Below are 12,138 nucleotides of genomic sequence, written 5' to 3' on the forward strand. Positions count from 1 at the left end.
CCTCAGGCAGGCCCTCAGGGCAGCGGCGTGATGGTCTTCAGCTTGTCGTTGAGCTGGCTGGCCATCGCCTGCCGGCCCACCGCCAGCACCTTGAGGGTGTCTTCGTGCATGCGCAGCTGGGCATCGGCCACCTGCATGCCCCGCACCAGCTCCTTCATGTCGTCGGGAAGGCTGTTGAGGTCGTAGCGGTTGCCCTCGAAGGTCAGCACGGGGGGCTGGTTGGAGTTGGGCTGGGAGGCGTTATCCAAGGAAACCGAAAGTGGGCAGCCCTCAGGATACGGGCGGATCCCGCACTGGTCGCTTGAAGAAAAACATCAGCAGCGGCCCCACCTGGGAGGCTTCCACCATCTCCCAGTTCTCCTTGCCGAGGGCATTGAGAAAGAACTGCAGCTGCTCGGCCGGATGGCGGGGCCGGGTGGCGGCGGCGTCGTACTGCTGGGGAAATTCCTTCTTGAGGAACTCGGGGCTGAGGGCGCCGCCGAGGCGCTCACTGTCCGCCTGCGGGGACGGCGGCCCCGGTGGGTTGCCGCTCTCCACGTTGATGTGGATCACCCGGTACTCCCACGTCATCAGGTCTGCAGGTGAATGAACTGGCGCTCGCAGAGCTCGCGGTAGCGGCCACCCTGCGCCATCAAGGCATTGTGACTGCCCTGCTCCACGATGCGCCCGCCATCGAGCACCAGGATGCGGTCGGCCCCCTGCACCGTGGCCAGGCGGTGGGCAATCACCAGCACCGTGCGGCCGGCCATGGCCTGCTCCAGGCCCCGCTGCACCGCCTCCTCCGCTTCGGCATCGAGGGCGCTGGTGGCCTCATCCAGCAGCAGCACCGCCGGGTTGCCCAGCACGGCCCGGGCAATCGCCAGCCGCTGCAGCTGGCCGCCGGAGAAATTGCTGCCCCGCTCCTCGATGCGGCTGGCGTAGCCGTCGGGCAGGGCCTCGATGAACCCCGCGGCGTTGGCCAGGCTGGCGGCCTGGCGGATGGCAGCGTCGTCGGCGGGCCGGCCGAAGGCGATCGCCTCGGCCACCGTGCCGGAAAACACACTGCTCTGCTGGGGCACCAGGGCCACGGCGCGGCGTAGATCCCGGGCCCGCAGGTCGGCGAGGTCGTGGCCGTCGAGCAGCACCCGGCCCTGCTGGGCGGTGTTGAAGCGCAGCAGCAGGGAAAAGAGGGTGCTCTTGCCGGCGCCTGAGGGCCCCACCAGGGCCACCACCTGGCCGGGGGCGATGGTGAGGTTGAGGTCGTGCAGCACCGGTTGGGCGGGGCTGTAGCCGAAGCGCACCTGCTCCAGCACCAGCGCGCCGCGCACCGCGCCCAGGGGCTGGGCCGTGGGGCGATCCGGCGCCTCCACCGGTTCGGCCTCGATCGCCCGCAGCCGCCGCAGGGAGGCCTGCCCCTGCTGGAATTCGTTGAAGTTGGTGGTGAGGTGGGAGATCGGATCGATCAGCATCAGCAGGGCGGCCACATAGCTGCTGAAGCCCTGGCTGTTGAGGCCGCCGGCCTGAATGCGGGCGGCACCGATCAGCAGCACCGTGAGGATGCCGGCCGCTTCCAGGAACCCCACCACCGGGTGCTGCAGGGCCAGCAGTTTCAAGGTGCGGTACCGGGCCTGGCGGTGCAGGTCGATTTCGGTGTCAAAGCGCTGCTGCAGCCAGGGTTCGGCGGCGAAGGCCCGCACCAGGGGCAGGCCGCCGATCGCTTCGCCGAGCAGGCCGGCCAGTTCGCTCACCTGCTTCTGGCTGCGTTCGGCCGCCGCCATCACCCGGGCACCGAAGCTGCTCACCAGCAGCACCACCACGGGGGCCAGCAGCAGGGTGGCCAGGGCCAGGGGGCCGTCGAGCCACACCATGTAGCCCAGCACCACCACCAGCTGTAGGGCACTGGGGGTGGTGTCCTGGATGGTCTTGTAGATCACCTCGCCCACCCGGTCGGCGTCTTCGGTGAGGCGGTAGGTGAGGTCGCCGGCGGAGAGCTTCTCCAGGGCGCCGAAATCAAGCCGCTGCAGGCGGGCGAACAGGCCCCGGCGCAGCTCCTGACTCACCCGCAGGGCGGGGCCCGCCAGCAGGGTGTCCTGGCCGAACTGGGCGGCCTTCTGCAGCAGGAACAGGCCCAGGGCCGCGGCGATCGTGCGCAGCACCAGGGGGAAGTTGCCGGCGCCGATGGCCGGGATCAGCTGGCCGGCCAACCAGGCCAGCAGGGGCCAGCAGGCCACATAGAGGAGCATGCAGATCCCACCGGCGGCGAGACGGCGGCGGTGGGGCTTCAGCAGCGGCCAGAGGTGTCGGAAGCCGGCCGGCGAAGGTGCAAGCATGGGGGCACGCTATCGCTGCCGCTGCTCGCCGGCCCTTGAAACTCGACCAATTCCTCAAATTTCAGGGCCTGGTGGGCACCGGCGGGGAGGCGAAGCTGCGCATCCAGCGGGGTGATGTGCGGGTGAACGGCACGATCGAAACCCGCCGCGGGCGCCAGCTGGCCCTGGGGGATGCGGTGGCTGTCGATGGCCGTGAGCTGCTGTTCACACCGGCCCGGTCGGGTCCCCGACCGACGGCCCATTAGGTTTTGCTCACGAACAGTGAGGTGGTGCCGGTGCGCAAGGCCGTGATCGCGGGCAACTGGAAGATGCACATGACCTGTGCTGAGACGCGGGTGTTTGCGGCGACGTTCCGCCCGCTGATTGCCGATCTGCCCGACGACCGCGAAGTGGTGATCGCGCCGCCCTTCACCTCGATCCCCACCCTCTGCCGCCACCTGGAGGGGGCCGGAGTGAGCATCGCCGGCCAGAACGTGCACTGGGAGGACACCGGCGCCTACACCGGCATGATCTCGGCCCTGATGCTGCTGGAGCACGGCGTGAGCCACGCGATCGTGGGCCACAGCGAGCCCCGCAAGTACTACAGCGAGAGCGACGAACAGATCAATCTGCGCGCCCGCAATGCCCAGCGCCATGGCCTGATCCCGATTCTGTGCGTGGGCGAAAGCCTGGATCAGCGGGAGTCGAACGAAACGGAGCGGGTGATCCACCGCCAGATCGAGCAGGGCCTTGAAGCGGTGGATCCCACCCGGCTGATCGTGGCCTACGAACCGATCTGGGCGATCGGCACCGGCAAGACCTGCGCCGCCGAGGAGGCCAACCGCATCTGCGGGTTGATCCGGGGCTGGGTGGGCAACCCCTCCGTCACGGTGCAGTACGGCGGGTCGGTGAATCCGGCCACCATCGACGATCTGATGGCCCAGAGCGACATCGACGGCGTGCTGGTGGGTGGGGCCTCGCTCGATCCGGTGAGCTTTGCCCGCATCGCCAACTACGGCCGCTGAGGTTGCCCTGATGGGCGATCCCCGGCTGCCCTGGGGGACGCGCACCGGCGTGATGGGGGTGCTCAACCTCACCCCCGATTCCTTCAGCGATGGCGGCCGCTTTGACCGGCCGGAGGCGGCGGTGCGTCAGGCCCGCCTGCTGCTGGCCCAGGGGGCCGATCTGTTGGATCTGGGCGCCCAGAGCACCCGCCCCGGCGCGGAGGAGGTGGGGCCCCAGCGGGAGCTGGAGCGGCTGCTGCCGGCGCTCACAGCGATCCGGGCCGCCCATCCCGAAGCCCTGCTCTCGATCGACACCTTCCACGCCGCGGTGGCGGAGGCGGCCCTGGCGGCGGGGGCCCACTGGATCAACGATGTGAGCGGTGGCCGGCGCGATCCGGCCCTGCTGCGGCTGGTGGCGGCCGCGGGCTGCCCCCTGGTGCTGATGCACAGCCGCGGCGATAGCCGCAGCATGGACAGCCTGGCCCGCTACGGCGATGTGGTGGCCGAGGTGCGACAGGGGCTGCTCCAGGCCAGCGACACGGCCCTGGCGGCGGGGGTGCGGCCGGAGCAGCTGATCTGGGATCCGGGGCTGGGGTTTGCCAAGGACACGGAGCAGAACCTGGCCCTGCTGCGGGGGCTGGCGGTGCTGGCGGCCGAAGGGGTGCCCCTGTTGGTGGGGCCGTCCCGCAAGCGCTTCATCGGCGCGGTGCTCGAGGAGCCCAGACCCCGGGCCCGGCTCTGGGGCACGGCGGCGGTGTGCAGCCAGGCGATCGCCCAGGGGGCCAGGCTGTTGCGGGTGCACGATGTGGCGCCGATCGTGCAAATCGCCCGCATGGCGGACGCGCTGCGGGCCGATGGGCCGGTGTGATCAGCCGGCCTGGTAATCGATCTGGCCCTTGTCGTTCACCTTGGCCATCGAGAAGAACCGGGCGGTGGTGGGGGAGATGAAGCCCAGCTCGGCCAGCAGCTCGCCCACACGGCCGCCCTTGGTGCGCTGCAGGTTGAGGGCCTGGTCGAGCTGCTCTGGGCTGATGCAGCCCATCTCCACCAGCCGCTCGCCGAGCCGCTTCTCGTTGAAGCCCTGCTCATCAAAGAGGGCGGGGTTGAGCAGCAGATCGAGCAGCTGGGGTGGCACCTGCAGGTTGAGCCGCAGGAATTCCCCGAAGCGCTGGGTTTCGGCGAAGGGGCGGTAATCCTCGAGCAGCTGCTCCAGTTCTTCGATCTCCAGCACGCCGGCCTGCACGAGCTTGTTGCCCAGGGTCTGGCGCTGGAAGCTGGTGTCGGTGCTGGCGGCGGCATTGAGGTCACCCTCAATCACCTGGGGCGCCTGGAACGCTTCCCGCACCCAGGTGTCGCTGCCGAGGAAGCCGAACAGCTCGCGGGGATTGAGGGTGAGGCTGCCGAGGCTCTCCTCGATCAGCTCCTCCAGAAACGCCACCTCAGTGGTGGGGCCAATCACTTGAAAGGGCAGGCGGGAGGTGCTGCCATTGGCCACCAGCTCCAGCTGCACTTGCTCCGAACTGAGACGGAACCGATACATCCCTACAACTCCAGACGGGTTCTGACGGGTGTGGTCCGGGAGGACTCTTCACCTCTTCGGCTTCAACCTAGCTGTGAATTGGCAGCTTGCCCGTGCAGAACGTGCCATTTTTCCCAACTGGTTGTGGCGTATTCAGCGGCTTGTCTGTAATTTGCATGTGTCTGCAGCGGCGATTTGACACGGACATTCGACGCGGGAGAGCCGAATCCATCGATTTGGCGATCCCTGGGCCAGGGGCGTGACCTGGTGGCAAGAAAGGCTGTGAATGCCTGGAACACCAGCTTTGAGTTGGTCGATGAGCTGGTCCATCACCGGTTCTTCCAGTCCCTCCAGGACGTGGATTGGAGCCAGTATCAACTTGGACCCATTTTGATCGCCTCGGTGCTGATCAACCTGCTGGAACTGGCGTCGCCGCTTTACATCAACATCGTTTACACCTCGGTGCTGCCCAGCGGCTCGATGTCGAGCCTGGTGGTGATGACCGTGGCCGTCGTGTTGTTGATGGTGCTCGGCGGCTGGCTCAAGACCGTGCGGCTCGGCTTCACCGGCGGTGACGGCGCCCGGCTCGAGCACCAGCGCCGGCTGGAGGGCCTGGCCCATTTCTCCCAGATGCGGCTGAGCGATTACCTGCGGGCCTCGCCCGCCACCCACCTGGAGCGCCTCAACGCCATCAACCTGCTGCGGGATGAAAGCGCCCTCCAGTCGCTCACCACGGCGATCGACCTGGTGTTCTCCCTGCTGTTCGTGCTGGTGTTGTTCCTGATCGCAGGCAGCGTGGGCATCGTGGCCGTGATCGCCATTGTTGTGTATTTGTTGCGCGCTTTGGCCTTCGCCCGCGACTACGAGGGCATCAGCAAGCAGCGCGACCGGCTCGAGCTGGAGCGGCTCAGCTATCAGACCAAGCTGATGGGCTCAATCGATCTGATCAAGTCGAACGGTTTGGGCCGCCAGTTTTTGGTGGGCAACGAGCAGCGCCAGGAGGAACTGGCCTGGCAGCGGATGGTGAACAACAACTTCACTGGCCAGTACCAGGCCTTCGGCTCCTTGATGAGCCAGCTCACCTTCGCCGGCATCGTCACCTGGGGCGCCCTGCGGGTGATCCAGGGCAGCCTGCTGGTGGGAGCCCTGGCGGCGGCCCTGCTGCTGGCCGGCAAGATCCTCACCCCCTGGCAGCAGGCGATGGGGCTGTGGAACAGCTACCGCCGCCTGGCCCACGCCCGTGACGAATACGACGTGTTGATGGCCACCCCGGTGGAAGGCGAGGGCGGTGAGGAGAAACTCGTTCTCTCCGCCGAGGGTGCCCTGAGCCTGGCCCTCGATGGCCAGCCCCTGGCGGTGATTCCCACCGGGTCGGCGGCCCTTCTGCGCGATCAGCAGTTTGGAGCCCAGGTGCGCCATCTGTTCATGGCCCTGATCCAGATCGAGGCTGATCCCCGCCTCCAGCTCAATGGCTTGCCGATCGGCAGCTACCACCGGGAGGCCCTGCGCGATGGCATTGCCTACGTGGATCCCTCCCGGGATTTCTTTGACGGCACCCTGTTGCAGAACATCACCAGCTACCAGCCCCGCCGCTACCAGCGTCGGGCGCTGTTCTGGGCCTTCCTGGCCGGGCTCGACACCACCGTGCGCGGGTTGCCCCAGGGCTACAGCACGGCGATGGGCACCTCGGTGCCCTCCGGCCTGTCCCGGGATGCCCAGCAGCTCTTCCAGGTGATTACGGCTTTGGCCCGGTCCCCGAAGGTGTTGCTGCTCGATCTCAGCGACTGCTCCTACGGCAAGGAGTTCATCGACGGCCTGCAGCGGATTCTGGCCCGCACCAAGGGGCGTACCACCGTGTTGATCAGTGGCGCCGGCCGGGTGCTCAGTTCGGTGAGTGACCAGCAAATCGACATGCCGGCCCAGGGCCGGGAGGTGCTCGCATGACCAGTTCCCCCTCCCGCGCCATGTTGCTGCGCGATCTCACCCTCAGTGCAGAAGCGCCCATGGCCTTCTGCGTGCGGCTGCTGCTGCAGCAGATGATGTGGACGGGCCGTCCCGATGAGCTGTTTGAGCTGATCGGCAACGACCCCCGCCAGATGGACCTGGTGGATGCCCGCAACCTGCTGCTGCGGCTCGGCTATGGCAGCCGCTTGGAGGGCCTGGAGAGCTGGAGCCAGCTCAATCCCCAGCTCCTGCCGGCCCTGTATGTGGGGCCCGACAACGTGCCCTACGTGCTCTCGCGCACCAGCAAGGGCGAGCTGGTGGCCGGCAATGTCAACGGCCGCACCGACCTCTACAGCGTGCCCACCGGTGGGCGGCTGGTGTTCCTGCAGGACAAGGGCAGCACCGAGCGGGTGACCCTGCTGCAGCAGATCCTCTATCGCTTCACCAACCGGATTTCGGTGCTCTACGGCATCAGCTTCGCCCTGGCGTTGCTGGCCCTGACGCTGCCCTTCTACATCCGGGCGATTTACAACGTGTCGATCCCGAGCACCAGCGTGCTCTCCACCTTCTGGATCTTCCTGGGGGTGGTGCTGCTGTTCGTGCTGGATTGGATCCTGCGCCAGTGGCGCACCACCCTGCTCTCCCAGCTCTCGGGCCGGCTCGATGCCCTGCTGGGCGTGAATCTGGTGGAGAAGCTGTTTGGCCTCGATTACCGCCAGATCGAAACCCTCGGCCAGCACGGCCTCACCAACAGGCTGCGCAATCTCGATGGCCTGCTGGCCTACCTGCAGGGGCCCCTGGCCCTGGCCTGCCTGGATTTCCCCTTTGTGGTGATCTACCTGGGGGCGATCGCCCTGATTGCCGGCCCGCTGGTGTTCGTGCCGCTGGTGCTGATGGTGCTGAGCGGGGTGCTGGTGTGGCTGCTGTCTCGCTATTACACCGGAGCCTCCGAGCTCAACCTGGCTACGGGCATTGGCATCCTGCAGGCCCAACAGGAACTGGTGAATCGCTTCCTCGAAGTGAAGCTGGCCAACGTGGAGTGGGTGTGGCTGCAGCGGCTGCGGGGCCTGTCGGCCCAGAGCACCAGCAGTGCCCTCACGATCAACCGCCAGGTGGGCCGCCTGCAGGTGATCACCAGCACCACCTCCCAGCTGGCCGGTGTGCTCACCCTGGCCGTGGGGGTGTGGATGGCCTACACCACAGACCAGGGCCCGGCGGCCATGGGCAACCTGATCGCCGCCATGTTCTTTGTGTGGCGCGTGTTCACACCGTTCCAGCAGCTGATGAATGCCCTGCTGCGCTTCGATTCGATGCGCAAGCAGTACGGCCAGTTGGATCAGTTCTTCAAGCTGCGCAACGCCAGCCGTCCGGTGGCTTCACTCACCAACGCCCCCCGCATGCGCGGCTCGATCCTGCTGGATTCCGCCGCCTGCCGCCTCGGCGGCGAGGGGGCCCTGGCGATCACCCGGGTGTCCCTGTCGGTGGCGCCCGGCGAGCTGCTGGCGATCACCGGCAACGCCGGCTGCGGCAAGAGCACGGTGCTGCGGGTGATCGACCAGCTCTATCCCCTGGCCAGCGGCACCCTGCTGTTTGACGGCAAGGATTACCGCCAGTTCAGCGTGGAAGCGATCCAGCGCAACGTCGCTTATCTGATGCCCCAGAGCGAACTGCTGCCGGGCACGATCTGGAGCAACCTCACGGCCATGAACCCCGACGCCACCGTGAATGGCGTGCGTCAGATCTGCGCCACCCTGGGGCTGCTCGAGTTCCTCGAGGGCCTGCCGGAGGGGTTCGATACCGAACTCACCGATGAGATCGCCTACCAGCTGCCCAACGGCGTGCGCCGGCTGATGTCGCTGGCCCAGGCGCTGATCAAGGACACGCCGATCTTGCTGATCGATGACATCAGCCAGGGTTTGGCTCCGGATCAGTTCCAGGCGGTGCTCGAGGCCCTGCCCACCCTGCGGCGCTGCACCTTCAGTGGCCAAGACCGCAGCATCATCCTGGCCACCGACAACAAGTTGCTGCTGGAGAAGGCCGACCGCCTCTGCATCCTGGACAAGGGCGTGACGTCGTTCCAGGGCACGGCCGATGAGTTGCGAGCGCGTATGCAACAGAGCGCTGCCTGATCCCCTTTCTTTGTTTCACCGCCCCCTTTCACCGCCATGACTTCCACCCCCGCCAACGGTCCTACCGACTCCTCCTCCCTGGCCCTGCCCCCCACCAGTGGCTTGTTGTCGCGCTTGCCGGGGATCGACAGCCCCGATGCGATCACCCTGGTGGGCCGCAACCGGCTCAGCCAGGCCCTGGAGCTGGAGGAAAAACCCGACAACCGCTACCTGCGGCTCAGCCTCTATGTGCTGGGGGCTGCGGCGTTGATCTTCTTCCCCTGGGCAGCCCTCACCCCGATCACCCAGGTGGTGAACGCCTCCGGTGAGGTGATTCCCGAGGGTGAGGTGAACGTGGTGCAACACCTCGAGGGCGGCATTGTGTCCCGGGTGGAGGTGGGTGATGGCGAAGAAGTGCGCGCCGGTGAGGTGATGCTGGAGCTGCGCCCCAACCTGGTGGAGAGCGAATACCGCGCCACCGAACAGCAACTCAAAAACCTGCTGCTGCAGCAACAGCAGCTGCAGGCGGCGATCCGTGGTGAGCGGGTGCTGCCCCCCACCGAGGGCATCAAGGAGGGCAACAAGGTGAGCCAGGCCCAGATCAACCTGCTCAACAGCCGCCTGGACAACAGCAGCGACCAGATCAAGGCCGCCCAGGCCGTGGTGGCCGAGAAGCGGGCCGAGGTGACCGGCCTCAACAACCAGATCGGGCTCTACATGAAGCAGCGGGCCATGTGGGCGGGCCTGGTGGCCTCCGGTGCCGCGTCGCGCCTCAACCTGCTCGACATCGACACCAAGCTCGCCGAGATGCGCGGTGCCCGCAATGAGTCGCTCAAGGCCCTGAGCCAGGCGGAAGCCAATCTCAGTGGGGTGAGCTCGGGCCTGGAGTTCGAGCAGAACTCCCAGATCGCCCAGCTGGTGAACGAGGAGGCCGTGGTGGCCGAGAACATCAAGAAGGTGCGCAACCAGCTGGAGCGCACCAAGATCACCGCCCCGGTGGATGGGGTGGTGAGCGATCTGCGCTTCAAGGCTCCTGGAGCTGTGGTGGGCCCGGGTGCGGTGGTGCTGTCGGTGGTGCCCAACGGCACCCAGAAGCTGGTGGAGGTGCGGGTGCCCTCGGGCGATATCGGCTTCGTGAAGCCCGGCCAGAAGGTGGACGTGAAACTCCAGCCCTTCGATTCCACCATCTACGGCTCGGTGCCCGGCAAGGTGCTGAGCATCGGCGGCACTTCGGTGCAGGACCCCGACGACCGCAAGTACTACTACAAGGCCCGCATCCAGCTGGATCGCCAGTTTGTGGATGTGGCCAACCGCAAGTACCCGATCGCCGTGGGCATGCCCCTGGTGGCCGACATCAAGGGCCCCCAGCGCAGCGTGCTGCGCTACATCTTCCAGCCCTTCACCCGCACCCTGGATTCGGCCCTGCGCGAGTCGCGCTGAGCCCCAGTTGGGCGGTCCCATCCGCCTCAGCAAGGCCGCCCTCGGGCGGCCTTTTTTAATGGAATCGCGCCGTTTCTCAGCCACCTCTCAGAAACCACAGATCGCTTGCACCGCAATGGATCTGCGGGGAGTTGGCGGCGTTGTACCGGTTTGGCCTGCACCCTGGCGCCCAAGCCAGGCCCTTACCCCTTGGCCAATCCCGATCCACTGCATAGGGTGAATCCAGAGATAGCCCCAAAGCCATGGATTCCGCCCAATTCACCAGCTTCGACGCTGATCCCAGCCTCGCCGAACGCGACAACTCCGCGACGGGCAACATCACCGATGCGCCCGTGTACACCGGCCCTGGCAGTGGCGACAACCCCGATGGCAACACCCCAACGGGTGAAGGGGTCGACAACACGGGCACGGAGCAGGCTCTCGACAGCACGCCCCCGGCCAACAACGTCACCCAGGACATCCCGGGCCCCGACGTACCTGAAGGCGGCGGTAGCGGCGGGGGCTTGGGTGGTACCACCACCACAAACGAAGCTCCTCAGGAGCCCACCGTGGAGCAGAACGGTGTGCCCCAGAGCGATCCGGACTTGGCTACCGGAACCCCTCTGGCTGCTGCTGAAGCGCCGAATAATCCCCCCACCGTTGCCGTACTGCCTGGAACGCCCGATGTGCCGCCAGAGGCTGGCGAGGTTGGCCCTGATGACGACGACGATATCTACAACGACCGGCTGCGTGCCGATGATCCTGAACTCACCCTGCCCCCTGGTGCCGTTGCCGAGCTGGGCCTGGAGGATGGCTTCGACACTCTGGCCGTGACGCGCGGCACCATCGTGGTGAATGATCCCGATGGCATCAATGATATTGCCACAGTTACCATTGCTGGTGTTACGTATACGATCGCAGATCTAAATGCGATTGATCCCGCAAATCCCCGCTATCAGATTCCGCTAGAAGTAGGAGATGGTGACGATATCAGCGAAGGCACGCTGGTTCTTGAAAGCTTCAATCCTGCAACCGGTGAAATCTTCTTCCGCTTTGAGCTCACCTCGCCTGTTGACAACGAGTTTGATAGCCCAAATATTGATCAAAACTCAGCCCTTATTCCGTTCTCGGTAACGGTTGTTGATCAGGCTGGTGCCTCCGCTACGGCTGATGGAGGTATCCGCATTGTCGATGCCACGCCTGAGGTGGTGACCAGTGCTCTAGCCGGGGCCCCCGATCCCTTCGTCACCGGAGACGACGATCTCGGCACCCCAATTGTCAACAACTTTGCTGACAATTTCGCCGCCAGCTTCAACCCGGGCTCCGACGGCGAGTCGGCCCGCAGCACGAGCTATGCGCTGTCGCTTGGTGAGGGGTCGACGGGGCTGTTTGATCTGGATGGCAACGAGATTGTTCTCATTCAGAATCCTGAGACTGGGCTGATCACCGGCATCGCCAACGGCGTGCCGATGTTCACCGTTTCGGTGGACAGTCTGGGCAATGTGTCGCTCACCCAGCTGCAGCCGATGCAGCATTTTGAGCGTAACGAGGCTGGAGAAATAGTTGGAACTACAGACTCCCTGTCTCTGCCTGCCAATTTGATTTGGCTGACCCGCACTGATACCCTCAGCGATACTGACGGTGATACTGACGTCTCCAGCGCCACAATTGAGATCAGCAGTGGTTTCACATTCCTGGATTCAGAACCGACGCTGACAGTGAATGACGACATGACGTTCGATCCGCTGAGCGTTGTGGAAGCGAGCGGAGCTGTTGGTAAGTCAGAAGCGTCGATCACCGCACCGTCGTACACCGCGACTGCGGTGGATGGTCAGACCACGACGATCGACTACAGC

Annotated in this window: 11 protein-coding genes; 7 read left to right on the plus strand and 4 right to left on the minus strand. The window is 65.9% G+C overall.

From position 1 onward, the window contains the following. Positions 1-14: 14 nt before the first annotated feature. From H6G16_RS10400 to H6G16_RS10410, 3 genes are read right to left on the minus strand one after another with little or no spacing between them, the layout of a single operon-like run. Positions 15-248: a DUF6447 family protein gene (locus tag H6G16_RS10400; protein ID WP_190390263.1), complete on the minus strand. Its 234-nt coding sequence runs from the start codon at positions 246-248 to the stop codon at positions 15-17. 22 nt (positions 249-270) lie between these two features. Next, complete coding sequence (locus H6G16_RS10405) at positions 271-570, minus strand: hypothetical protein (RefSeq protein WP_190390264.1); 300 nt, start codon at positions 568-570, stop codon at positions 271-273. Further along, positions 570-2,309 (minus strand): ABC transporter ATP-binding protein, encoded by a 1,740-nt coding sequence (locus tag H6G16_RS10410; protein WP_190390265.1) that lies wholly within the window; start codon positions 2,307-2,309, stop codon positions 570-572. The genes H6G16_RS10405 and H6G16_RS10410 overlap by 1 nt, the downstream gene beginning before the upstream one ends. A 35-nt stretch (positions 2,310-2,344) precedes the next feature. Here H6G16_RS10410 and H6G16_RS10415 point away from each other — a divergent pair, with 35 nt between their 5' ends. From H6G16_RS10415 to folP, 3 genes are read left to right on the plus strand one after another with little or no spacing between them, the layout of a single operon-like run. Further along, positions 2,345-2,554 (plus strand): RNA-binding S4 domain-containing protein, encoded by a 210-nt coding sequence (locus tag H6G16_RS10415; RefSeq protein WP_190390266.1) that lies wholly within the window; start codon positions 2,345-2,347, stop codon positions 2,552-2,554. A gap of 30 nt (positions 2,555-2,584) precedes the next feature. Further along, complete coding sequence (gene tpiA, locus H6G16_RS10420) at positions 2,585-3,313, plus strand: triose-phosphate isomerase (protein WP_190390270.1); 729 nt, start codon at positions 2,585-2,587, stop codon at positions 3,311-3,313. A 10-nt stretch (positions 3,314-3,323) separates the two neighbouring features. Next, positions 3,324-4,160: a dihydropteroate synthase gene (folP, locus tag H6G16_RS10425; protein ID WP_242036367.1), complete on the plus strand. Its 837-nt coding sequence runs from the start codon at positions 3,324-3,326 to the stop codon at positions 4,158-4,160. Here folP and H6G16_RS10430 read toward each other — a convergent pair whose 3' ends face one another. Further along, entirely contained in the window at positions 4,161-4,832 is a 672-nt protein-coding gene (locus H6G16_RS10430) for a hypothetical protein (RefSeq protein ID WP_190390267.1), read from the minus strand. 246 nt (positions 4,833-5,078) lie between these two features. On the opposite strand from H6G16_RS10430, the gene H6G16_RS10435 reads away from it, so the two are divergent. The 4 genes from H6G16_RS10435 to H6G16_RS10450 form a co-directional block, all read left to right on the plus strand. After that, positions 5,079-6,755, plus strand: coding sequence for an ABC transporter transmembrane domain-containing protein (locus H6G16_RS10435; protein ID WP_347238865.1), 1,677 nt, complete (start codon positions 5,079-5,081; stop codon positions 6,753-6,755). Next, entirely contained in the window at positions 6,752-8,884 is a 2,133-nt protein-coding gene (locus H6G16_RS10440) for an ATP-binding cassette domain-containing protein (protein WP_242036368.1), read from the plus strand. The genes H6G16_RS10435 and H6G16_RS10440 overlap by 4 nt, the downstream gene beginning before the upstream one ends. A gap of 36 nt (positions 8,885-8,920) precedes the next feature. Further along, a complete protein-coding gene (locus H6G16_RS10445; protein WP_190390268.1) occupies positions 8,921-10,303 on the plus strand; it encodes an HlyD family type I secretion periplasmic adaptor subunit in 1,383 nt (460 codons plus the stop codon). 242 nt (positions 10,304-10,545) lie between these two features. Continuing rightward, the coding region (locus H6G16_RS10450; protein ID WP_190390269.1) for a hypothetical protein at positions 10,546-12,138 on the plus strand (1,593 nt) is incomplete at its 3' end.

Origin of the sequence: Cyanobium sp. FACHB-13342 (assembly GCF_014697415.1) — a bacterium.
Classification (GTDB): domain Bacteria; phylum Cyanobacteriota; class Cyanobacteriia; order PCC-6307; family Cyanobiaceae; genus Cyanobium_A.